Source organism: Streptomyces sp. NPDC056169 (assembly GCF_042268445.1).
GTDB lineage: Bacteria > Actinomycetota > Actinomycetes > Streptomycetales > Streptomycetaceae > Streptomyces.
In genome coordinates, this window is sequence record NZ_JBHJUO010000002.1 from 411741 (window position 1) to 433186 (window position 21446).

General features: G+C 73.2%; 20 protein-coding genes. 8 read left to right on the forward strand and 12 right to left on the reverse strand.

Features of this window, described 5'->3' with window-relative positions; translation table 11 throughout:
- Window positions 1-3 precede the first annotated feature (3 nt).
- Together ACFC0G_RS04350 and ACFC0G_RS04355 are read right to left on the reverse strand one after the other, a co-directional pair.
- Window positions 4-4260, reverse strand: coding sequence for a trypsin-like peptidase domain-containing protein (locus ACFC0G_RS04350; RefSeq protein ID WP_376396971.1), 4257 nt, complete (start codon window positions 4258-4260; stop codon window positions 4-6).
- A gap of 17 nt (window positions 4261-4277) precedes the next feature.
- Window positions 4278-4619: a CU044_2847 family protein gene (locus tag ACFC0G_RS04355; protein WP_376396974.1), complete on the reverse strand. Its 342-nt coding sequence runs from the start codon at window positions 4617-4619 to the stop codon at window positions 4278-4280.
- A gap of 204 nt (window positions 4620-4823) precedes the next feature.
- Here ACFC0G_RS04355 and ACFC0G_RS04360 point away from each other — a divergent pair, with 204 nt between their 5' ends.
- A complete protein-coding gene (locus tag ACFC0G_RS04360; protein WP_376396976.1) occupies window positions 4824-5231 on the forward strand; it encodes a CoA-binding protein in 408 nt (135 codons plus the stop codon).
- Window positions 5232-5293: 62 nt separating this feature from the next.
- Here ACFC0G_RS04360 and ACFC0G_RS04365 read toward each other — a convergent pair whose 3' ends face one another.
- Together ACFC0G_RS04365 and ACFC0G_RS04370 are read right to left on the reverse strand one after the other, a co-directional pair.
- Window positions 5294-5857, reverse strand: coding sequence for a YbaK/EbsC family protein (locus ACFC0G_RS04365; RefSeq protein ID WP_376396979.1), 564 nt, complete (start codon window positions 5855-5857; stop codon window positions 5294-5296).
- Between the two features lie 44 nt (window positions 5858-5901).
- Window positions 5902-6474 (reverse strand): helix-turn-helix domain-containing protein, encoded by a 573-nt coding sequence (locus tag ACFC0G_RS04370; protein WP_056642101.1) that lies wholly within the window; start codon window positions 6472-6474, stop codon window positions 5902-5904.
- A gap of 111 nt (window positions 6475-6585) precedes the next feature.
- Between ACFC0G_RS04370 and ACFC0G_RS04375 the strand changes: the two genes are divergently transcribed.
- A complete protein-coding gene (locus ACFC0G_RS04375) occupies window positions 6586-7449 on the forward strand; it encodes an EamA family transporter (protein WP_376396983.1) in 864 nt (287 codons plus the stop codon).
- Window positions 7450-7480: 31 nt separating this feature from the next.
- Here the strand turns inward: ACFC0G_RS04375 and ACFC0G_RS04380 are convergent, their stop codons facing one another.
- Window positions 7481-8236, reverse strand: coding sequence for an acyltransferase (locus ACFC0G_RS04380; protein ID WP_376396986.1), 756 nt, complete (start codon window positions 8234-8236; stop codon window positions 7481-7483).
- Window positions 8237-8367: 131 nt separating this feature from the next.
- On the opposite strand from ACFC0G_RS04380, the gene ACFC0G_RS04385 reads away from it, so the two are divergent.
- Window positions 8368-8895, forward strand: a complete 528-nt coding sequence (locus ACFC0G_RS04385) for a gamma carbonic anhydrase family protein (protein WP_376396989.1) — start codon at window positions 8368-8370, stop codon at window positions 8893-8895.
- A gap of 138 nt (window positions 8896-9033) precedes the next feature.
- Here the strand turns inward: ACFC0G_RS04385 and ACFC0G_RS04390 are convergent, their stop codons facing one another.
- The 3 genes from ACFC0G_RS04390 to ACFC0G_RS04400 all read right to left on the reverse strand — a co-directional run bounded on the left by ACFC0G_RS04390 (window position 9034) and on the right by ACFC0G_RS04400 (window position 12918).
- Complete coding sequence (locus ACFC0G_RS04390; RefSeq protein ID WP_376396992.1) at window positions 9034-9687, reverse strand: DedA family protein; 654 nt, start codon at window positions 9685-9687, stop codon at window positions 9034-9036.
- Between the two features lie 66 nt (window positions 9688-9753).
- A complete protein-coding gene (locus ACFC0G_RS04395) occupies window positions 9754-12321 on the reverse strand; it encodes a beta-glucosidase (protein WP_376396995.1) in 2568 nt (855 codons plus the stop codon).
- 159 nt (window positions 12322-12480) lie between these two features.
- Window positions 12481-12918: a DUF4442 domain-containing protein gene (locus ACFC0G_RS04400; protein ID WP_376397298.1), complete on the reverse strand. Its 438-nt coding sequence runs from the start codon at window positions 12916-12918 to the stop codon at window positions 12481-12483.
- Between the two features lie 97 nt (window positions 12919-13015).
- Between ACFC0G_RS04400 and ACFC0G_RS04405 the strand changes: the two genes are divergently transcribed.
- Together ACFC0G_RS04405 and ACFC0G_RS04410 are read left to right on the forward strand one after the other, a co-directional pair.
- Window positions 13016-14179, forward strand: coding sequence for a hypothetical protein (locus ACFC0G_RS04405; protein WP_376396998.1), 1164 nt, complete (start codon window positions 13016-13018; stop codon window positions 14177-14179).
- Between the two features lie 64 nt (window positions 14180-14243).
- Window positions 14244-15599 carry an MFS transporter gene (locus ACFC0G_RS04410; protein ID WP_376397001.1) on the forward strand — a complete coding sequence of 452 codons (1356 nt, stop codon included), beginning with the start codon at window positions 14244-14246 and terminating at the stop codon, window positions 15597-15599.
- Here the strand turns inward: ACFC0G_RS04410 and ACFC0G_RS04415 are convergent.
- Both ACFC0G_RS04415 and ACFC0G_RS04420 read right to left on the reverse strand, forming a co-directional pair.
- On the reverse strand, window positions 15561-16406 hold the full coding sequence (locus tag ACFC0G_RS04415) for a spermidine synthase (protein WP_376397004.1): 846 nt from the start codon (window positions 16404-16406) through the stop codon (window positions 15561-15563). The genes ACFC0G_RS04410 and ACFC0G_RS04415 overlap by 39 nt on opposite strands.
- Before the next feature lie 65 nt (window positions 16407-16471).
- On the reverse strand, window positions 16472-17218 hold the full coding sequence (locus tag ACFC0G_RS04420; protein ID WP_376397007.1) for a DNA alkylation repair protein: 747 nt from the start codon (window positions 17216-17218) through the stop codon (window positions 16472-16474).
- Between the two features lie 97 nt (window positions 17219-17315).
- Between ACFC0G_RS04420 and ACFC0G_RS04425 the strand changes: the two genes are divergently transcribed.
- Entirely contained in the window at window positions 17316-18074 is a 759-nt protein-coding gene (locus tag ACFC0G_RS04425) for a TVP38/TMEM64 family protein (RefSeq protein WP_376397010.1), read from the forward strand.
- 13 nt (window positions 18075-18087) lie between these two features.
- Here ACFC0G_RS04425 and ACFC0G_RS04430 read toward each other — a convergent pair whose 3' ends face one another.
- Window positions 18088-19257: a thiolase family protein gene (locus tag ACFC0G_RS04430; protein ID WP_376397012.1), complete on the reverse strand. Its 1170-nt coding sequence runs from the start codon at window positions 19255-19257 to the stop codon at window positions 18088-18090.
- 103 nt (window positions 19258-19360) lie between these two features.
- Here ACFC0G_RS04430 and ACFC0G_RS04435 point away from each other — a divergent pair, with 103 nt between their 5' ends.
- Together ACFC0G_RS04435 and ACFC0G_RS04440 are read left to right on the forward strand one after the other, a co-directional pair.
- A complete protein-coding gene (locus ACFC0G_RS04435; RefSeq protein ID WP_376397015.1) occupies window positions 19361-19822 on the forward strand; it encodes a winged helix-turn-helix transcriptional regulator in 462 nt (153 codons plus the stop codon).
- A gap of 146 nt (window positions 19823-19968) precedes the next feature.
- Window positions 19969-20841: an undecaprenyl-diphosphate phosphatase gene (locus ACFC0G_RS04440; RefSeq protein WP_376397017.1), complete on the forward strand. Its 873-nt coding sequence runs from the start codon at window positions 19969-19971 to the stop codon at window positions 20839-20841.
- 11 nt (window positions 20842-20852) lie between these two features.
- Here the strand turns inward: ACFC0G_RS04440 and ACFC0G_RS04445 are convergent, their stop codons facing one another.
- On the reverse strand, window positions 20853-21446 hold the full coding sequence (locus tag ACFC0G_RS04445; protein WP_376397020.1) for a flavin reductase family protein: 594 nt from the start codon (window positions 21444-21446) through the stop codon (window positions 20853-20855).

Here is a 21446-nt window from a genome sequence, read left to right on the forward strand (position 1 = left end):
GCGTCACGACCCGTTCCGGCACGCGTCGGCGAACTCGTCGCTGTCGCCGGCCCGGTCCTTCTCGGCGTTCGTCGGTCCGCGCTGGGCGAGTGCGCAGAGCCGCTCGATCGACTCGTCGGCGTCGAGAGGGACCGTGTAGGCACGGGAGCCCTCGACCGCGGTGATCCGATCGCCGCCGGCGTTCGGCGACAGCGTGGTGTCATAGCGCACCCAGTAGCGGTACCGCACGTCCTTCTTCCGGGTGTCCCAGACCACTTGCTCGCCGGCCCGGGTCGTGGTGTGCAGCGTGTCGCCCCGTGCGTCGAGGAAGCGGCCCAGCGCGTGGACGCCGTCGTCGGTGAGGACACCGTCCCACTTCCTGCGCTCGATGTTCCAGAGGCGGACGGATCCGTTCGCGTACTGCACGGCGAGACGCCTCCCGTCCGGGGAGACGAGTAGCCCGCGGGCGGATTCGCCGTGCTCCTCCCGGGCGATCCACCGGGTGTACTCGCCGGTGTCGAAGTCCCATGCGCCGACCTCGCCGACGGTCCGCACGACCGCCTTGCGCGTGCCGGGCAGGGCGACGCCCCAGGTGCCCGCCGCCGCGTTGGCGAGGGCTCCCTTCTCCTGTTCCGAGGGCTGGTACGGCCGGCCGTCCTGCCTGCCCGTGCCGAGGTTCCAGCGGGACATGTAGGACAGGCCCGAGATCACGGCGTGCTCGTCGTCGGCGAAGGAGGTGGTGATCCAGGCCGGGGTGAGGCCGGTCAGCGGGTCGGGTCCCTGGGCGGTGAGATCGGGCGGGGACGGCAGGGTCAGCTCGTGCTCCACGGCCAGGGTGTGCGTGGTGCCGGACCCCGGACCACCGTCGGTGAGGCGCCAGACGAGCACGCTCCGCTGGTCCTCCGTGACGGTCAGGACGCGGGTGCCGCCGGGGCTGAAGGAGGCGTAGAAGCGGGCCAGCGGCTTCGGCGACCGGGCCAGGCCCATCAGCCGGCGGGTCTTCAGGTCCCACAGCTCCAGCACGTCGCTCCGGGCGGAGACGACCGCGAGGCGCTCGTGTTCCCCGTCGGCGGTGCGGAAGCCGCCGAGCAGGACATGGGTGTCGAAGGAGTCCGGGGGGCGTACGCGTACGGTGACGATGCTGCCGCCGGCCGACACGGCGGCCCGCAGGTCGTCCGGCGGGCCGGTGAGGGCGACCGCCGGAAGGCCGTTCCGGCCGGTGATGCCGGCGTCCTCGGGTGCGGGGGACGGCACGTCGAACGTCCCCGGCCACCCCTTCTCCAGGTCGACGACGAGGAAGCGCATCCGGCCGAGGTCGCCGCCCATCCGGCCCACCGGGTTGACGAGGTAGCGGCCCGTGGCGTCGAGGCGGGGCACCCGGAGCGGACAGAGCTGCACCGCCGTGGTGGCGTACGACTGCGTGCGCCGCGGCCGGCTGCCGAGTCGCCACACTTCGAGAGCGCCCTGCGCGGTGCAGGTCACCAGGGTCCTGCCGTCACCGCTCACGGTCGCGGAGGCGGTCGTCAGGTCGCCCCAGGGGCGATGCGGTTCCCCCGTCGCGAGGTTCCAGGTCAGCAGGCGGCCCCGCGTGTCGTCCCGGCTCGCTCCGGCGGGCACGATCCGGCCCACCACCGTGCTGTCCGCCCCGAACCACGCCTCGACCGCGTCCCAGTCCTTCGGCGGGGTGAGCGTCCGGCCGACGCGGCCTCCGTCGCCGGTACGCCACACCAGCACGCCCTCCCGGCGGATCGCCGCGAGGACCCGGTCCCCTGCACCGTCGAAGCGGAGGTCGCTTGCGGGGCGCGGGTTCCGCTTCACGGCCTCGGTCCCGCGCAGCGAGACGTACCGGGCCTTGGCCTTGGGGTCGAAGGCCGCCTCCTCCGAGGCGTGGACCCCCAGGGAGACGACGCCCCACCCGCTCGACCGTGCCATGACACGGCCGTCCGGCGAGACGACGAACCGCGCGTTGTCGCCGGTACGGGTCCGCGCCCGCGGCACGGGCCGTGCGACGTCCGCCTCGCGCAGGTCGAGCGGAATGACGTCGCCGTTGTCCAGCAGGGAGTACAGCTGCTCACCGGAGCCGGTGAAGGAGAGGTCCTCGACGTCGGACAGGCCCTCCATGACGACGTGCTCGACGTCCTTCATCCGGAGGTGTTGGGCGATCAGCGTCGATCGGGCCGTCTGCCGGTCCTCGGTCTCGAAGGCGGCGACGGCGAACAGCGACGAGGCGGCGAGGGACACGCTGTCCAGCGCGGCCGCCTGCTGGGCCAGCCGGTCGGAGGTGAGCCGTCGCTGCTCCGCCTCCATGCCCCGGTAGAGGACCGCGCCCACGAGGAGTCCCAGGGTGGAGACGACGGCGACGAGCGCGGTGAGCTGCCGCACCCGCCGTGCCCGGGTGGCGCTCCGCGCGGCCTCCCGGCTTCTGCGGTCGCGCAGTTCCGCACCGCACCGGATGAACGCGCGGTCGTCCGCCGTGAGTTCCTCCCCGCGCGCCGCGAGGCGCTCTTCGGCCAGGGCGAGGGCGGGATCCTCGAGGAGGAGGCCGTCGGGCCTGCCGTCCTCGCGCCAGCGCTGCCCGTCGTACCGCAGCGTGCCCAGCCACTCCAGGAAGGCCCGGTCCTCGGCGAGCAGCTCGGCGAGGGGGTGCCAGTGTTCGATGAGCGCCTCGTGCGCGAGCTCCACCGTCTCGTGCCCCTCCTCGTCCGCGCCGAGCACGAGGATGCGGGAATCGGCCAGTTCGCGGGCCACGGCCCACCGTTCCTCGCCCGCGTCGCTCCGGAGCAGCCGCGCTCGCAGCGGCGTCCGTGTTCCCGGCGGGATGCTCACCAGTGCGCGCAGCAGGCTCGTCGCGGCCGGCGAGGGCGCATCGCCCTGTGCGGCGTTCCAGGCCGCGTCCGCCCGCTCGCCGAGGGCGCGGCCGACGCCTCCGAGCCGTTCGTAGACGTCGAACCGGAGGCGGCCGTCCCGGCGCTGCTCCCACAGCGTCTCCAGCAGGAAGCCGAGCAGTGGCAGCGCCCCGGGACGCCCCACGGTGTCCTCGACGATCCGCGCCGCGAGACCGGCGCCGTACCGGACGCCGGGTATCCCGTCGAGCGGCCGCACGACGGCGTCGGTGAGCTGCTGAGCGGTCATCGGCCCCAGTTGGTGGGCGGGCGCGCCGCCGACGAGGCGGCCCAGGTCCGGATGGCTGAGCATCGCGTCCTGGAAGTCGGAGCGGACCACCGTGAGCACCCGGGTGCCGGGGCGCGCCGCGGCCTCCAGGAGCCGGTCGACGGTGGCGCGCAGCTCGGATTCCGGGAGGGCGAGGAGGGCTTCGGCCTGGTCGACGGCGACGACGACGCGCCGCTGACCACCGACCACCTCCGGTGTGATCGGCCGGCCGGAGACGGCGCGCACCAGGACGACCTCGACGCCCTGCTCCCTGAGACGGGGCAGGACACCGGCCATGAGGAGGGAGGACTTGCCGGATCCCGAGGGCCCGGTCAGGGTGACGCAGCCCGTCGGCCCGTCGGTCTCCAGGAGCCCGAGGACGGCCGCGACATCGGCGTCCCGGCCGAAGAAGTCCCGGGTGTCGTGCTCGGTGAACGCGTGCAGTCCGGGGAACGGGGACCGTGGGGCGAGGAGCCCGGAGAGCGCGGGGATCTGGGCGGTGATGGTGCGTGTCGGGATGCAGAAGCTCTGGCCGCGCGCCTGGGAGGCGGTCGCCGTGACGACGCCGACGACGGCCCCTGTCACCTTGTCCCACACGGCCGCGCCGCTGAAGCCTGGGCGGATCGGGTCCGAGGGGCCGTCCGGGGACATCTGCAGCCAGCCGACGCCGGTGCGTCCGTGGAGCGTGGCGTTGTGCCAGCCGCCCTCCGCCACGTTGTCGGGCAGCCCGAGGACGACGGCAGGGTGTGCCATGGTCGACGGCGGATCGGCCATGGTGACCGGCCGCGCGCCGGGCAGGGCTCCGGCGAGCCGGAGCACGGCGAGGTCCCCGCGGCCGTCCGGGTGCTCGGGGACCCAGTCCCGGATCCGCGCCGTGACGGTCGCCGCTCCCCCGCCGGCCTGGAGGAGCCGGACGTCCAGCGTGGCGGGTGGCCGCTCGGTGTGTCCGCGCGGCAGGCCGGCCGCGTCGGTGACGACGTGGGCGCAGGTGAGGACGAGGCGCGGGGCGATCAGTACGCCGACACCGGCGACGCCGGACGGGCCGGCGATCCGCACCGTGGCGGCGGAGAGCATCTCCTCGGCGATCTCGTCGGCGATCTCGTCGTGGGAGTGGGGCGGCCGCTCGGTCATGACTCGTCCGCTCCGTCTCAGCCGGCCCGGCGCGCGATGTCCGACCAGTTCAGGGTGACGGTGAAGTTCGCCTCGGTCCCCGTCGTCGCGATGACGACATCGGCACCGGCGGTGAGCGAGATGCCGAACTCCAGGCCGATCTCGTCCGGAGGGTTGTCCATCTGCGTGAACCGGGACACGAAGCTCTCCGCCACGGGCCGTACGGCGTCCAGCATCTGGTCGAGCGTGCGCGTCGCCTGGACGGCGGCGCGTGTACCGCGTCCGACGCGGGTGACCGCGTCCTCGGTCTCCCTGATCCGTACCAGAACCGGCTCGTCGCCGGGCCGCCCCGTCGGGACCTGCACCGTCACCTCGGCCATCGTGTGCGCACTCCTGTTCCCGTCGGCCACTCGAACGACACGAGCTGACATCAGAGGGAGCGGCGCAGTCAAGGCCACGGGGAGCCAACTGCTGTCCGGGACAGCCCAGTTGGCATTGCGGGAATCCCCTCGCCGCCGCGTCTGTTGGACTGTCCGACGGCGCCGGACCGGCGCCGTCGAGTCACGGCCCTCAGGAGGCAGAGCGTGTACGGCACCCCAGAGACAATCCGCCAGATCCTCACCCAGAGCGGCGACACCTGGGCGGTCGTCGGTCTGTCGTCGAACGAGCGACGGGCGGCCTACGGAGTCGCGGCGGTCCTGCAGCGCTTCGGCAAGCGGATCGTCCCCGTGCACCCGAAGGCCGAGACGGTCCACGGCGAGCAGGGCTACCCGTCCCTGGACGCCATCCCCTTCCCGGTCGACGTCGTGGACGTGTTCGTGAACAGCGAGCTGGCGGGCCAGGTCGCCGACGAGGCCGTCGCGATCGGCGCCAAGGCGGTCTGGTTCCAGCTGGACGTGATCGACGAGGCCGCGTTCGCCCGTACCCGTGAGGCGGGGCTGGAGATGGTCATGGACCGCTGCCCCGCCATCGAGATCCCGCGCCTCGGCTGACGGGGCGGGAGCCGGGGGCGGGACCCCCAGCTTCTCCGGGATCCCGCGCCACGGGACCCGCCTCAGGCGACCGGGACGCCGAGGCCCTCCAGGACGACCGCGCCGGGGAGTTGGGCGAAGGCCTTCCCCGGGACGATGAGCTTGCCGCGCCTCCGGCCGCTGCCGACGAGGACCCACTCGGTGTCCACGACGGCGGCGTCCACGAGGAGCGGCCAGTCGGCCGGGAGCCCGACGGGGGTGATCCCGCCGTACTCCATGCCGGTCTCGCCGATCGCGGTGTCCATCGGCGCGAACGAGGCCTTGCGGGCGCCGAGGTGCTTGCGTACGACGCCGTTGACGTCGACCCGGGTCGCCGACTTCACGACACAGGCGGCCAGGGTCGTCGTCTCGCCCCGCTTGCCCGCGACGACCACGCAGTTGGCGGACTCGTCGAGCAGCGTGGGCCCGTAGTGCTCCACGAAGACGGCGGTGTCGGCGACGGCCGGGTCGGTGTCCACGTACAGGAGCCGGTCGGCCGGTACGGGGCCCTGCCAGGCGCGGAGTGCGGCGGCGACGGGCCCGGTCAGCTCGTCGAGGCAGTCGGGGGCGGGGCGGGCGTTGTCGAAGTCTCCGATGGGTGCGCGCATGCACCGCACGCTAACAACGGGCGCCCGGGTCGTGGACGCCCGTCTCAGCGTGCGGGCGGGATGGAGACGGCCATCGTCATCTCGACCGGCTCGTCGCCGTCGTTGCGGTAGGTGTGCGAGACGCTCGCCTCGAAGACCGCGGACGTACCGGCCGGCAGGGTGTGCTCCGCGTCGTCGACGACGAGCGTGAGGACTCCGGTGGTGACGTGCAGGAGCTCGGTCGTGCCCTCGGGGTGCGGGTCGGAGTCGCTGCCCTCGCCCGGCATGAGGGTCCAGGACCAGAGTTCCAGCGGGCCGCGGGCCTCGGTGCCGACGAGGAGGGTGGTGTGGCTGCCAGTAGAGGTGGACCACATGCGGACGGCCTGGTCGGGCGGGACCAGTCGGACCTGGGGGCCCTGCTCGTAGTCGAGGAGGGTCGTGATGGAGACGCCGAGGGCGTCCGCCAGCTTCACGGTGGTGCCGACGCTGGGGTTGGTCCTGGCCTGTTCGATCTGGATGATCATGCCCCGGCTGACCCCGGCCCGGGCGGCGAGCGCGTCCAGGGTGAAACCCCGCTCCTTGCGCCAGCGCTTCAGGTTCCGGGCGAGCGACTGCGTGAGCTGATCGAGGTCCGACACATTCCGTCCAATATTTTGGATGACAGAGTTCAATGCATTGAACTACGGTGGGCTGTACCCGACTGTTCACTGCACTGTACTGCGTGCCGCCGCACGCGACTGCGAGGATCCATGACCGCCCTGTTCGCCCTGGCCACCGCCCTGCTGTGGGGCCTCGCCGACTTCGGCGGCGGGCTGCTCACCCGCCGGATCCCGGCCCTCACGGTCGTCGTGGTCTCCCAGATCCTCGCGGTCCTCGTCCTCGGCGCCCTCGTCCTCGCGACCGGAGCCTGGACCGAGGCGGGCCCCCAGCTCTGGTACGCGGTCGGGGCCGGCGTCGTCGGCCCGGCGGCCATGCTCGCCTTCTACAAGGCGCTCGCCCTCGGCCCCATGGGCGTGGTCTCGCCGCTCGGTTCGCTCGGCGTCGTCGTTCCCGTCTCGGTCGGCCTGTTCCTGGGCGACCGCCCCGGGCTCCTCCAACTCGCCGGCGTCGCCGTGGCGATCGTCGGGGTGACCCTCGCGGGCGGCCCCGAGCTGCGCGGCGCCCCCGTCCAGCGCCAGGCCGTCCTGCTCACCCTGTTCGCGGCCTTCGGCTTCGGCTCGGTGATGGCCCTCATCGCGGAGTCCTCCACCACCGTCACGGGCCTGTTCCTCGCCCTCCTCGTACAGCGGGTCACCAACGTCCTGGTGGGCGGCGGCGCCCTCTACGTCTCCGTGCGCCGCGACGGCCGGGCCCTCCCCGAGGGCGGCCCCGCCGTCATCCGCGCGGCGCTCCCGGCCCTCGCCTTCGTCGGCCTCGCGGACGTCGCGGCCAACGGGACGTACGCGATCGCCGCCCAGCAGGGACCGGTCGTGGTCGCGGCGGTCCTCGCCAGCCTCTACCCGGTCGTCACGGCCCTGGCGGCGTTCGCGTTCCTCAAGGAACGCCTCCGCCCGGTCCAGGCGGCGGGCGCGGCCCTCGCCCTCGGCGGCACGGTCCTCCTGGCAGCGGCCTGACGGACCGGGAAGCACGACCGGCGGCACACCGCTACGAGGACGTGCCCGCCTGCTCGACCTCCCAGGCCGCGAGCGCCGCGAGCTGTTCCGCGGTCACGTCGGCCGGGAGCGGGACCGGGGCCGGGGTGCGCAGCGGGGGCTGCCACCCCTTCTCCGGGTCCCAGCTGCGGACGACCCTGGCCGGGGCGCCGGCGACCACCGAGTGGTCGGGCACCTCGCCGCGGACGACCGCGCCCGCGGCGACGACCACGTTCCGGCCGATGCGCGCGCCGGGCAGGACGACCGCTCCCGTACCGAGCCAGCAGCCGGAGCCGATGGAGACCGGCTCCGAGCGGGGCCACTGGCGGCCGATGGGCTCGTCCGGGTCGTCGTAGCTGTGGTTGGTCGAGGTGATGTAGACGTACGGGCCGCAGTAGGTGTCCGAGCCGATGGTCACCGTCGTGTCGGCGATGACATGGCTGCCGCGGCCGAGGACCACCCCGTCCCCGAGGGTCAGGACCGTCTCCGTGCCGAGGTCGAGGCCCGGCAGCATCCCCGCCGTCAGCGTGACCTGCTCGGCGATGATGCAGCACTCGCCGATCTCGATCCACCGCTCGCCGAAGACCGTGCCCTGCGGGAAGGCGAGCCGGGTCCCGGCGCCGAGGCGGCGGAAGCGCAGCCTGCCCGGGTGCTCGGCGGTGACGGAACCGGCCTGCTGCGCCCAGCGCCAGCAGCCCTGCACGGCGCCGGCGACGACCCTGCGCCGCCAGGCGGCGAGGGAAGAGAACGTGTTTCTGTTCCTGGGCACCCGGCCACGGTAGTCGGCGGCGTCGTACCTGATCAGTGCGGTGCGCTGTGATGTCCGTCATGAGCACGGCATAGGGTGCGGCCGGGGGCGACCCCGGGCGTGACACGACGGCTGACGATCAGGAGCGAACCATGACAGAGGCGTTGATCAAGGGTGTGGGCGGCAAGGAGCCGCAGATCGACCCGACCGCGTTCACGGCCCCGACCTCCGTGGTGCTGGGCGAGGTGACGCTCGGCGCCCGCGCGAGCATCTGGTACCACACCGTGCTGCGGGCGGACTGCGGTCCCATCGCGATCGGTGAGGACTCCAACATCCAGGACAACAGCACGGTCCACGTCGACCCCGGCTTCCCCGTCTCGATCGGGGCCCGGGTGACCGTCGGCCACAACGCCACCGTGCACGGCTGCGTGATCGAGGACGACGTCCTCGTCGGGATGGGCGCGACGGTCCTCAACGGGGCGCGGATCGGCGCGGGCTCCCTCGTCGCCGCCCAGGCGCTCGTCCCTCAGGGCATGGAGATCCCGCCGGGCTCGCTGGTCGCGGGTGTCCCGGCGAAGGTGCGGCGCCCGCTGACGGAGGAGGAGAAGGCGGGCATCAAGCTGAACGCCGAGATGTACCTGCTCCTTGCCAAGGGCCACGCGGAGGCCTTCGAGGACTGAGCCACGGAGGCCTGAGCGGCGGAGGCCTCAGCGGCGGAGGCCTGAGCGGCGGACGACCTAGCGGCAGACGACCGAGCCGCACACGAAGAGGGCGGCACCCTTCACGGGTGCCGCCCTCTTCCGCTTCTGCGCCTGTCGTCAGTCCGCGACGGCGACCGGCTCCGGGTCCGCGGTCTCCGGACGCTCCGCCGCCGCCTTCTTGGCGCGGTTCTTGATGATCAGCATCGACGCGACACCGATCAGCACGGCGAGGACGAGACCCAGCCAGGAGAAGCGCTTGAGCCAGGCCTCGGCGACGATGCCGACCGAATAGATGACGGCCGTGGTGCCGCCGGCCCACAGGATGCCGCCGAGGACGTTGGCGATGAGGAACTTCCAGTACGGCATGTGCAGGACGCCGGCGAGGGGCCCGGCGAAGATGCGCAGCAGGGCGATGAAGCGGCCGAAGAAGACCGCCCACATGCCCCACTTCTGGAAGGAGCGCTCGGCGAGTGCGATGTTCGCCTCGCCGAAGTGTTTCGGGAACTTCTTCCCCAGCCAGGCGAGCAGCGGCCGGCCGCCCTTGCGGCCGATGGCGTAGCCGATCGAGTCGCCGATGATCGCGCCGGCGGTGGCGCAGGCACCGAGGACGTACGGGTTGATGTCGCCGTGCTGCGAGGCGAGCAGCGCCGAGCTCACGAGCACGATCTCGCCGGGCAGCGGGATGCCCAGGCTCTCCAGCCCGATCACCACGCCCACCAGCGCGTAGATCGCGACCGCCGGGATCGTCTCCAGCCATTCCTGCACGTGCAACGCGGTTCCTCCCGTGTCGGCCGCCCGGCGTGCACCGCGTCGGGCACGCCGGGGCAGCCTACCCGGTCAGGAGGGTCGGACCTCGACCCCGACGGTGAGGCCGGGGTCGGCCGAGGAGGCGCCGACGCGGACGGTCCTGCGGCCCGTTCCGAGGAGCCAGTCGTGCCGTGCGGTGTCCCAGGAGGACAGGGTGCGCGCGGTGACGTGGACGGTCACCCGTCGGCGTTCGCCGGCCGCGAGCTCCAGGCGGCGGTAGCCGGCGAGGGCGGAGACGGGCTGGTCGATGCCGAGGCCGGTGAGGTCCGGGGAGGGACCGACGTAGACCTGGGCGACCTCGACGCCGTCCCGCCGGCCGGTGTTGCGGACGGTGAAGGTGACGTCGAGTCCGCCCGCGCCGGCCTCTCCCCCGGGGCCGACGGTCAGGCCCTCGTACCGGAAGGTCGTGTACGAGAGCCCGTGCCCGAACGGGAAGAGCGGGGTGACGCCCTGCGCCTCGTACCAGCGGTGCCCGACGTGGACCCCCTCCCCGTACTCCTCCACCCCGTTCTCGCCCGGGTAGCGGCGCGGGTTCCCGGCCGTGGGGTGGCGGTCCTCGGCGGCCGGGAAGGTCTGGGTGAGGCGCCCGCCCGGGTCGGCGTCGCCGAAGAGGACGGCCGTGGTGGCGGCGGCGCCCTCCTGCCCGGGGTAGTACATCTGGAGGACGGCGGCGGTCCGTTCGAGCCAGGGCATGGTGACGGCCGACGAGGTGTTGAGGACGACGGTGGTACGGGGGTTGGCGGCCGTCACGGCCTGGATCAGGGCCTCCTGGTGGCCGGGGAGGGCGAGGGTCACGCGGTCCTGGCCCTCGGTGGCGTCCTCGTAGGCGAAGAGCACGACGCTGTGCGCGGCGCGCGCGGTCCGTACGGCCTCGGCCACGTCGGCGGCCCGGTCCGCCCCGGTCACCGCGCGGAGCCGGAAGCGCTGACCGGCGGTTCCGCCGCGGGCGGTGACCGTCAGCTCGTGCGGTCCGGCGGCGAGGCGCACGGTGGCGCGCCGGACGTGGAGTCCGTCGGGGGCGCGGCCGAGGAGACCGCCGACGAAGTACTCGGTGATGCCCTGCTTGACGGGGAAGAGCTCCGTGCCGTCGAGGGTGACGGTGGGGCGGGGCCCGCTGTAGTGGACGAGGAAGGTCCACTCGTCGGGGTCGGTGGCGGTGAGCGTGACCGTACGGGTCCAGGTGGCGTCGGCGGCGACGTCGACGCCCTCCAGGTCGAGGGCGGGTGTCAGCGGTGGCAGCGGCCGTCCGACGAGGTCCTCACCGACGGCGTACGCGACGGAGCCGCCCGCCCCGGCCGCCGCCTCCGCCCTGGCGCGGATCGCGTCCAGGGGGCTGGGCGCCGCGTCGGGGACGACATGGGCGCTGCCGCCGCCGCTGACGAACGGCACGGCCGCCGTGGGCCCGACGACGGCGAGGGAGCGGGCGGCGCGGGCGGTGAGCGGCAGCGCCGCGCGCCGGTTGCGCAGGAGGGTCGCGCCGGCGGTGGCGACGCGGAGGGCGAGCCTGGCCCCGGACGCGGCGTCCCTTGCCGGGCGCGAGGGCGTGTCGTCGAGGAGCCCGAAGCGCTCGCGTACGGAGAGGACGCGGCGTACGGAGCGGTCGACGGCGGCCTCGTCGATCCGGCCCGCGCGGACGGCGTCGCGGAGCGCGGTGCCGAAGCGGCGGCCGCCGGGCATCTCCATGTCGAGCCCGGCGGCGAGCGCGGGGCCGGTCGTATGGGTGGCCTCCCAGTCGCTCATGACCCAGCCGTCGAAGCCCCAGCGGTCCCGCAGGATCGCGGTGAGCAGGGTGGCGTTCTCGGTGGCGTGGACGCCGTCGACCTTGTTGTACGCGGCCATCACGGCGCCCGCTCCGGCGGCGACGGCCGCCTCGAAGGCGCGCAGCTCGGTCTCGTGCAGGGTCTGTTCGCCGGCGCGGACGTCGACGGTGGTGCGGTCGCGTTCCTGGTTGTTGAGGGCGAAGTGCTTGACGGTGGCGACGAGGCCCTCGGCCTGGATGCCGCGGATCTCCTCGGCGACGAGGTCGGCGGTGAGGAGCGGGTCCTCGGAGAAGGTCTCGAAGTTCCGGCCCGCGTACGGGGTGCGGATGAGGTTCGCCATCGGGGAGAGCAGCACGTCCTGGCCGAGGGCGCGGCCCTCGCGGCCGATGACCCGGCCGTAGGCGCGGGCGAGGCCGGGGTCGAAGGCGGCGGCGAGCATGACGGGCGCGGGCAGGGCGGTCGCGGTGCGGCGGACGCGGATCCCGGCGGGGCCGTCGGCGAGCCGGAGCGGCGGGATGCCGAGCCGGGGCACACCGGGGACGTGGCCGGCCTGGCCGAGGCTCGCGGGGTCGGTGGCGCCGTGAAGGAGGGAGACCTTCTCGTCGAGGGTGAGCCGGGCGAGGAGGTCGTCGACCCGACCGGCGAGAGTGACCGTCCGCCGGGACCGCGTTCCGGCCGCCGCCACGGGCGAGGCGACGGCCGCGAGGGCGGCACCACCGGTGAGGGCGAGCAGCAGCGCCCGCCGGGAAAGCCCCGGCCCGCGCCGAAGGGACCGGACGGCTGCGGCGGGTCCCGGTTCCACCGGGGCGGCGGGGTCGGCTGACGGTTCGTCGAACACGCGGCGGCTCCTCGGCACGGGGGTACGGGCCCGGCCCGGATCCGTCCGCGCCCTGACCGCACTATGCGCGACGGGATGTCCGTTTCCGCGTCGGCGACCCGGAACACGACCGCCCCGGCACCCGAAGGGGGGTGCCGGGGCGGTGCGCGGGGTGCCCGGTCAGGCGTTCGGGCGGAGGGTCCAGACGACGGTCATCTCGCCGGTCACGGCGCCGTCCGCGCGGGTGATGTCGATGCGTACCGGGAACTCCGGCCGCTGACCGGCGTCGAGTTCGGCGACGACCTCGGCCGCGGGGCGGCCCAGGGTCGCGGTGGCCGTGACGACGCCCATGGCCAGCTTCTTGTAGCCGATCTCGGCGCTGACGGCGAGCGGGACGGCGCGGCTCAGCTGGTCGCCGAAGGCCGCGAGCACGATCGCGCCGCTGGCGGACTCGGCCAGGGTGAACATCGCTCCGGCGTGCGGGCCGCCGACGTGGTTGTGGTAGGCGGGCTGGTCCGGAAGGCGCACGACGGCGCGCTCGGCGGTGGTCTCCAGGAACTCCAGGTTCAGGGTTCCGGCCATGGGGACCGTGGCGGCGAGCATCTCGCCGATGGTCATCTGGTCTGCGCTCATGGCCGTGATGTTACCCACCGGTAGCAGCCTTGGCCATCCCTCTCGTGGCTCCGCCGACCCCGCACCTCTATCGTTACTGGCCATGTGGCCAGGACAGCAGCCGCCCGGGGGCGAGCAGAACCCGCAGGACCAGAGTCAGAACCCGTACCAGCAGCCGGGGTACCCGCAGCAGAACCCTTATCAGCAGCCGCCGACGCAGCCCGGTTACCCGCAGCCGCCGACGCAGCCCGGCTATCCGCAGCAGCCCGCGCAGCCGGGCTACCCGCAGCAGGGGTACGGACAGCAGGGTTACCCGCAGCAGCCCGGATACGGGCAGCCGAACCCGTACCAGCAGCCGACCGTGCCGCAGTACGCGGTACCCGGGCAGGGGCAGGTGCCGGGGCAGCCCGGTGCGCCCGGTCCCGGCGGCCCCGGCGGCAAGAAGAAGCAGACGACCCTCATCGCGATCGTCGCGGCGACCGCCGTGGTCGTCGCGGCCGGCGTCACCGGTTTCCTCGTCCTCTCCAAGGACGACGACAAGACGCCGGTCGCCGACGACAAGAAGCCGACCGCCACGGCGACGGCTTCCGGTCAGCCGTCCGGTCAGCCCCCCGAAACCGACGAGTCCTCCGCGCCGCCGATCGACAACCCGCGTGACGGCGCCGCGCAGCAGCCGACGATCCCCGGCTGGAAGGTCGTCCACAACCCCAAGTACGGCACCCTGTTCGACGTACCGCCCGAGTGGCAGGTGCTGAAGCCGGGGATGATCACGTACTTCGAGGACGAGAAGAAGGAAGGCGGCGCCCCGCTCGTCACGATGTCCAGCCCCAGCCGCCTCAAGAGCAACTGGTGCTCCTACGACGTCGACAAGAACGGCACCCCGGACACCTGGGGCCTGGCCACCGCGGGCACCAAGGGCGGCCAGGGCGCCAAGAACACGGCGGACGCCGCGCGCGGCGAGGCCGGCACGTGGGTGTGGGGCGGCTACGCGCAGCACATGCCCAAGAGCATCATCAAGATCTCCAAGCCCGTGCCGTACACGACGGCGTCCGGGCTCAAGGGCAGCATGGCCACGGCCACGGCGCCGGGCGTCAAGAAGCGCAACAAGTGCGAGACCGACGGCAAGTCGATCGCCTTCACCTTCAAGAACGCCAAGGGCGACTTCTCGACCTGGGTCCTCTACGGACCCGACGGCGTCAAGGACGAGCTGCCGGACGCCACCATCAAGAAGATCCTGTCCACGGTCAGGCTCACCACACCGTCCTGACGACGGCGTTCGCCGTCCGGATATCGGTTTGGCAGGAGGGGGAGGCGACAGGGATAGTCCCGGAGTGACGAATCCCGCCGCCTCCCCCGGCCGTACCCCCTTCGCCTCCCGCCGCCCCGAGTGGGCGGGCCGCAACTACGTCCTGCTCACGGCCGCCACGGTCGTGACCAACCTCGGCGCGCACGGCGCGCTGATCGCCACCACGTGGGCGGTCTTCGAGAGCGGCGGCAGCGCGGGCGACGTGGGGCTCGTCGCGATGGCCCGTTTCCTGCCGCTCGTGCTCTTCCTGCTCATCGGCGGCGCGGTGGCCGACCGCATACCCCGGCACCGCGTGATGGTCGCCGCCAACGCCCTCAACTGCGTCTCGCAGGCCGTCTTCGCCGTGCTCGTCCTCTCGGGCGGGGCGCAGATCTGGCAGATGATGGTGCTCACCGCGCTCTGCGGCACCGGGCAGGCGTTCTTCAACCCGGCGGCCGAGGGCATGCTGATGACCAGCGTGACCGGGGAGCAGGCCGGCCGGGCGTTCGCCGTCTACCGGATGGCCATGCACGGCGCCGGGATCGGCGGCGCCGCGCTGGGCGGCGCGCTGGTCGCGTTCGTCGGGCCCGGCTGGGTCCTCGCGATCGACGCGCTCGCCTTCGCCGTCGCGGGCGGGCTGCGCGCCTTCCTCGACGTGAGCGGCACCCCCGAGCGGGCGCCGAGCGGCGGGCTCTTCGCCGATCTGCGGGAAGGCTGGCAGGAGTTCGTCGGCCGGCCGTGGCTGTGGTCGATCGTCGCCCAGTTCTCGGTGGTCGTGGGCCTGATCGGGGCGGTCGAGGCGGTGTTCGGTCCGCTGGTCGCGAAGGACGAGCTGGGCGGCGCCCGTCCGTGGGGCATCGCCCTCGCCGCGTACGGCGTGGGGACTCTCGTCGGCGCCGTCCTGATGGCCCGGTGGAAGCCGCGCAGGCTGCTGTTCGTCGGCACGCTCTGCGTCTTCCCGATCGCGCTGCCCTCGGCGGCGCTCGCCGTACCGATGGACGCGGTGGGGCTCACGGTCGCGATGTTCATCAGCGGCGCGGCCATCGAGGTCTTCGGCGTCTCGTGGATGACGGCCCTGCATCAGGAGATCCCGGAGGACAAGCTCTCCCGGGTCTCCGCCTACGACTGGTTCGGCTCGACCGCCCTGCTGCCGCTGTCCACGGCGCTCGCGGGCCCGGCCGAGAGCGCGTTCGGCCGGAGCGAGGCCCTGTGGGGCGCGGCGGCGCTGATGGTGTTCGTCACCGCGCTGGTCCTGCTGGTGCCGGACGTACGGAACCTGACCCGCCGTACGCATACGAAGGAGGTCACGGGCACGGCCCCGGAGACCCTGAAGGAGAGCGCCGCCGCGACCGCGACGGCCGTCTCAGCCGATGCCGAAGGCGCCGTCCGGCGGAACGGGTGACGGTACGGCCCCCGAGTCCAGGACCGGTTCCGCGTTCCCCGTGAACCGGTCGAGCGTCGCCCCGTGCTCCACGCGCGCGGGGAAGGCGTCGGCGGCGGCCCGCCGGGCGAGGTGGGCAATGTCGATCTCCCGGCCCGAGGCGACCAGGACCGCGTTCCCGAAGCGGCGGCCGCGCAGCACGGCCGGTTCGGCGACGAGGGCCAGCTCGGGGAAGACGGCGGCGAAGGTGGCGAGCTGGGAGCGGAGGAACGCGAAGGGCGCCCCGTCGGCGAGGTTGGCGGCGTAGAGCCCGCCGGGCCGCAGGACCCGCCGGACCTCCCGGGCGTACTCGACGGAGGTGAGGTGGGCGGGCACCCGCGAGCCGCCGAAGACGTCGCCGACGATCAGATCGGCCGACGCGTCCGGCGCCGCCTCCAGCCAGAGCCGGGCGTCGGCGCCGTGCACGGTGACGCCCGAGCCCTCGGGCAGCGGCAGGTGCTCGGCGACGAGGGCGAGCAGCTCCCGGTCCGCCTCGACGACGTCCTGGCGCGAGCCGGGCCGGGTCACGCAGACGTACCGGGGAAGCGAGAGCGCCCCGCCGCCCAGGTGCAGGACGTCCAGCGGTTCGCCCTCGGCGGCGGCGCCGTCGACGACATGGGCGAGCCGGCGCGCGTACTCGAACTCCAGGTACGCCGGATCGTCCAGGTCGACGTACGACTGGGGTGCGCCGTCGACCGTCAGGAGCCACGCCTGCTCCCGGTCCACGTCGGGCATGAGGCGCGCGGTGCCCTGGTCGACCTCGCGGATGACGGGGATGTGCTCGTTCACGCTCTCATTGTGCCGGTGCGGCCGGCACCGTCCGGTACGGGCCGTCCTGTACGGCCGTCCCGCCGTCAGCCGAGGTTCTTGAGGGCCTCGCGGACGGACAGCGGGGAGAGCAGGGAGCGGTTCCCTGCCACGAAGGCGCGCACTTCGCCGGGGGCCGTCTTGCCGTACTCGCGCAGGCTCCAGCCGATCGCCTTGCGGACGAAGAAGTCGGGGTGCGCGGCACGCCGCAGGCAGTAGGCGAAGAGCCGGTCGGCGTCGGTCGCGTCCTTGTAGCGGAGCTGGTGGAGGAGCGCGGTGCGGGCGACCCACAGGTCGTCGTCCTCGATCCACTCGTCCATACGGGCCGCGAGGGACGGGTCGGCCGCGACGAGGCCGCCGACGACGTGGGCGGCGAGGTGGTCGACGGTGTCCCACCAGGAGACGGTGGTGACGAGCCGGCGGGCGACGGGGAGGAAGCCGGAGGAGCAGCGCTTCACGTGGCGGCGGAGGTAGTCGACGGCGAAGTAGTGGTACTCGCGCTCGGGGAGCGCGAAGCAGCGCAGGGCGATGGCGGCGCAGTCCTGCTCGTCAGGGCGCGGGGTGCCGTCGAGGACCGTGCGGGACAAGGCGCGGCGCTCGGGGGTGCGGACGCCGAGGAAAGGGGAGATGCCCTTCATGTACGCGACCATCTCCTGCGCCCGGAAGGGGTTCCCCGCGGCGGGGTAGACGGTGGTGAGCCGGTCGAGGACGGTGTCGGCGAGGGCGCTCTCGGGGATGTCGTCGCGGACGCTGTCGGACGGCGCGGTGTCGAACGTGTCGGACGTGGTGGCCATCGGAGGTCTCTCTGTCACGGCGCGGTACGGGCTCCGGCCCGGACGGACATGACGCACATTACGGCGATCATACGGACCCGTCCGCTACTCTCCCCGAATGCTCGCTCCCGTGCCCCGGCCGCCGGGCTCCCTCGCCGTCCGCTGCTCCCGGGCCCTGCTCTCGCCCCGTGCGCGGCTCTCGATGCTCGCCCTGCTGCTGCTCTGCGCGGCGGGGCTCGTGCTGCTGTACGAGCCGCAGCGGATGCTCTCCTCTGGCTGGCCGCAGCAGACGGACGGCGCGGGCGCGGTGATGCTCTTCGGCCTCGCGTACGGCGTGTGCACGGCGGCGTTCGTCCCGCGGCCGGTTCTCAATCTGGCGGCGGGCGCGCTCTTCGGCTCGGCCTTCGGTCTGACGGCGGCGGTCGCGGGGACGGTGCTCGGCGCCGGGATCTCCTTCACCCTCGGCCGCTTCCTGGGGCAGGAAGCGCTGCGGCCGATGCTGCGGGGCCGCTGGCTGACGGCGGCGGACGGGCAGCTGAGCCGGCACGGCTTCCGCTCGATGCTGGCGATCCGGCTCTTCCCGGGGGTCCCGTTCGCGGCGGCCAACTACTGCGCGGCGGTCTCCCGGATGAGGTACGTGCCGTTCCTCCTGGCGACGGCGATCGGCACCGTGCCGAACACGGCGGCGTACGTGATCGCGGGCGCCCAGGCGGGTTCGCCGGGGTCGCCGGCCTTCCTCTTCTCGGCGGGGTTCATCGTCCTGTCGGGTCTCGGCGCGGCGGTGGTGGCCTGGCGCAAGCGCCACGGTCTGCGGGCCCCGGCACCACTCACGGCTCCCGCTCTGGAGGAGCGGGAGCCGGTCGGTACGGCCCCGTAGTTCGATACGGCCCTCAGAGCGCCTCGACGATCATCGCGTTGGCGAGGCCGCCCGCCTCGCACATCGCCTGGAGGCCGTAGCGGGCGCCCCGGGCCCGGAGGGCGTGGACGAGGGTCGTCGCGATGCGCGTGCCGCTGGCACCGAGCGGGTGTCCGAGCGCGATGGCCCCGCCGTGGACGTTGACCCTGGCCGGGTCGGCGCCGGTCTCCTGCTGCCAGGCGAGCACGACGCTCGCGAAGGCCTCGTTGATCTCGAAGAGGTCGATGTCGGCGAGGGAGAGGCCCGCGCGGCGCAGGACCTTCTCGGTGGCGGGGATGACGCCGCTCAGCATCAGCAGCGGGTCGGAACCGGTGACGGCGAAGCTGTGCAGCCGGGCGAGGGGCCGCAGGCCGAGGCTCCGGGCGGTGTCGGCGGCCATGACGAGCACGGCGGACGCTCCGTCGTTGATCGGGCTGCTGTTGCCGGCGGTGACGGACCAGTCGATCTGCGGGAAGCGGGCGGCGAAGCCGGGGTCCTCGAAGGCGGGCCGGAGACCGGCGAGGATCTCCGGGGTGGTCGCCGGGCGCACGGTCTCGTCACGGCGGACGCCCTCGTACGGGACGGCCTCGGCGTCGAAGAGCCCCGCCTCCCAGGCGCGGGCGGCCTTGGTGTGCGATCCGGCGGCGAACTCGTCCATGGCCTCGCGGCCGATCGACCACTTGGCGGCGATGAGCTCGGCGCTGATGCCCTGCGGGACGAGGCCCTCGGGGTAGCGCTCGGCGACGCCGGGGCCGAAGGGGTCGGCGCCGGGCGGCACGTTGGACCACATGGGAACCCGGCTCATGGACTCGACCCCGCAGGCGACGGCGATGTCGTACGCCCCGGAGAGGACGCCCTGGGCGGCGAAGTGGACGGCCTGCTGGGAGGAGCCGCACTGCCGGTCGACGGTGGTGGCGGGCACGGACTCGGGGAATCCCGCGCCGAGCCAGGCGTAGCGGGTGGTGTTCATGGCCTGCTCGCCGACCTGGTCGACCGTTCCGCCGATCACGTCGTCGACGAGGGCGGGGTCGATGCCGCTGCGTTCGATCAGGGCGCGCAGGGTGTGGGAGAGGAGGGCGACGGGGTGGACGTGGGACAGGGCTCCCCCGGCCTTTCCCTTTCCCATCGGGGTACGGACGGCTTCGACGATGACGGCGTCACGCATGACCAACTCCTGAGTTGGAAAACTGGACCAACACTCATCGGTAACATAGCCCAGTGAGTTGGATTTTCAAACCCTCTTCGCCCCGCTGCCCTAGGCTGACCCCATGAAGGCCGCCCCCCGCCCCTGCTCGATCGCCGACACCCTCGCGCTCGTCGGCGAGAAGTACGCGCTGCTCGTCCTCCGCGAGGTCTCCCTCGGCGTGCACCGCTTCGACCGGATCGCGCGCAACACGGGCGCCCCGCGCGACATCCTCACCGCCCGCCTCAAGCGGCTCGTCGAGGCGGGGATCCTGGAGCGGGTGCCGTACAGCGAGCGCCCGCAGCGCTTCGAGTACCGGGCCACGGCCGCCGGCGAGGAACTCCAGCCCGTCCTGGTCACCCTCATGGCCTGGGGCGACCGCCACCTCAACGCGGACGACCGCCCCGTCGTCCTGGAGCACGACTGCGGCGAGGTCCTCAGCCCCCGGCTCGTCTGCGCCCACTGCGGCGGCGAGGCCGACCGGCGGAGCCTCAGCGCCCACGTCCGGGCGCCCGGGTGGACGGCCGCGGGACCTCGCGAGCCGTGATCCGGACCCCGTGAGCCCTGATCCGGACCTCGCGAGCCCTGATCACGAGAGCATCACGGACCTGACCACGGGCCCGTCACTTTGGGGCGGTACGCTGCGCTCGACCTTCTGACCGCACACGTACATAACGGGACGGCCCTAGCCCCATGAGTTGGTTCGAATCGTTCATCCTCGGACTCGTACAGGGGCTGACGGAGTTCCTTCCCATCTCCTCCAGCGCGCACCTCCGGCTGACCGCGGCCTTCGCGGGCTGGGAGGACCCGGGCGCGGCCTTCACCGCGATCACCCAGATCGGTACGGAGACGGCCGTCCTGATCTACTTCCGCAAGGACATCGCGCGGATCCTCTCGGCCTGGTTCCGCTCCCTCACCGACAAGGCGATGCGCTCCGACCACGACGCCCAGATGGGCTGGCTGGTCATCGTCGGCTCCATCCCGATCGGCGTCCTCGGCATCACGCTCAAGGACCAGATCGAGGGCCCCTTCCGCGACCTGCGGCTGATCGCGACCACCCTGATCGTCATGGGCATCGTCCTGGGCGTCGCCGACCGGCTGGCCGCGCGGGACGAGGCCGGCGGCCGCCACCGGGTCGTCCACGAGCGCAAGTCGCTCAAGGACCTCAGCGTGAAGGACGGCCTGATCTTCGGCCTCTGCCAGGCGATGGCCCTGATCCCGGGCGTCTCCCGCTCGGGCGCGACGATCTCCGGCGGTCTGCTCATGGGCTACACCCGTGAGGCGGCCGCCCGCTACTCCTTCCTCCTCGCGATCCCGGCGGTCCTCGCCTCTGGCGCGTACGAACTGAAGGACGCGGGCGAGGGGCACGTCTCCTGGGGCCCGACGATCTTCGCCACGATCATCGCGTTCGTCGTCGGCTACGCGGTGATCGCCTGGTTCATGAAGTTCATCACCACGAAGTCCTTCATGCCCTTCGTGATCTACCGGATCCTGCTCGGCATCCTGCTGTTCATCCTGGTCGGCGCCGGCGTCCTGAGCCCGCACGCGGGCGAGTCCGCGGGCTGACGGCCCGGCCGTCAGCCCTGGTAGGGCACCCGGGCGATCTCCTTGATGCCGCCCAGGGTGCCCCACTCGTTCTTGCCGAGCCGGGTGAGCGGGCGCATGCGGGTCATCTCGGGGTGGCCGTCGGTCATGACCGACTCGTCGACCGCCGCGTGCACGACCCGGCCGAAGACCACCGTCGAGTCGCCGATCCGCACCGTGCTGTGCAGCTCGCATTCGAGTGCCACCGGCGAGTGAGCCACGCGCGGCGGCTTCACGCGCAGGCTCTGCTCGCGCGCGACACCGCAGGCGTCGAACTCGCTCACCCCGCGCGGGAAGTCGGTCGCCGTGGCGTTGATCTGCTCGAAGAGCCCTTCGGGGGCGAGGTTGACCACGAACTGGCCGGTCTCCTCCACGTTCCGCAGCGAGTCCTTGCGTCCCACCGACGTGAACTGCACGACCGGCGGCGTGACCGAGGCGATGGTGAAGAAGGAGTGCGGGGCGAGGTTGTCCGTCCCGTCGGCCGAGGTCGTGGAGACCCAGGCGATCGGCCGGGGTACGACGGTGGCCGTGAGCAACCGGTAGAAGGAGGTCCGGTCGGTCGTTTCGGGATCCATGTGCACGCGCAT

What these genes read in the sequence shown, in the direction of transcription:
- ACFC0G_RS04375 (WP_376396983.1), top strand. Translation starts at nt 6,586, where the DNA reads ATGACCGCCCTGTTCGCCCTGGCCACCGCCCTGCTGTGGGGCCTCGCC.
- ACFC0G_RS04425 (WP_376397010.1), top strand. Translation starts at nt 17,316, where the DNA reads ATGCTCGCTCCCGTGCCCCGGCCGCCGGGCTCCCTCGCCGTCCGCTGC.
- ACFC0G_RS04445 (WP_376397020.1), bottom strand. Translation starts at nt 21,446, where the DNA reads ATGCGCGTGCACATGGATCCCGAAACGACCGACCGGACCTCCTTCTAC.
- ACFC0G_RS04385 (WP_376396989.1), top strand. Translation starts at nt 8,368, where the DNA reads ATGACAGAGGCGTTGATCAAGGGTGTGGGCGGCAAGGAGCCGCAGATC.
- ACFC0G_RS04400 (WP_376397298.1), bottom strand. Translation starts at nt 12,918, where the DNA reads ATGACCATCGGCGAGATGCTCGCCGCCACGGTCCCCATGGCCGGAACC.
- ACFC0G_RS04430 (WP_376397012.1), bottom strand. Translation starts at nt 19,257, where the DNA reads ATGCGTGACGCCGTCATCGTCGAAGCCGTCCGTACCCCGATGGGAAAG.
- ACFC0G_RS04405 (WP_376396998.1), top strand. Translation starts at nt 13,016, where the DNA reads ATGTGGCCAGGACAGCAGCCGCCCGGGGGCGAGCAGAACCCGCAGGAC.
- ACFC0G_RS04350 (WP_376396971.1), bottom strand. Translation starts at nt 4,260, where the DNA reads ATGACCGAGCGGCCGCCCCACTCCCACGACGAGATCGCCGACGAGATC.
- ACFC0G_RS04355 (WP_376396974.1), bottom strand. Translation starts at nt 4,619, where the DNA reads ATGGCCGAGGTGACGGTGCAGGTCCCGACGGGGCGGCCCGGCGACGAG.
- ACFC0G_RS04435 (WP_376397015.1), top strand. Translation starts at nt 19,361, where the DNA reads ATGAAGGCCGCCCCCCGCCCCTGCTCGATCGCCGACACCCTCGCGCTC.
- ACFC0G_RS04420 (WP_376397007.1), bottom strand. Translation starts at nt 17,218, where the DNA reads ATGGCCACCACGTCCGACACGTTCGACACCGCGCCGTCCGACAGCGTC.
- ACFC0G_RS04440 (WP_376397017.1), top strand. Translation starts at nt 19,969, where the DNA reads ATGAGTTGGTTCGAATCGTTCATCCTCGGACTCGTACAGGGGCTGACG.
- ACFC0G_RS04365 (WP_376396979.1), bottom strand. Translation starts at nt 5,857, where the DNA reads ATGCGCGCACCCATCGGAGACTTCGACAACGCCCGCCCCGCCCCCGAC.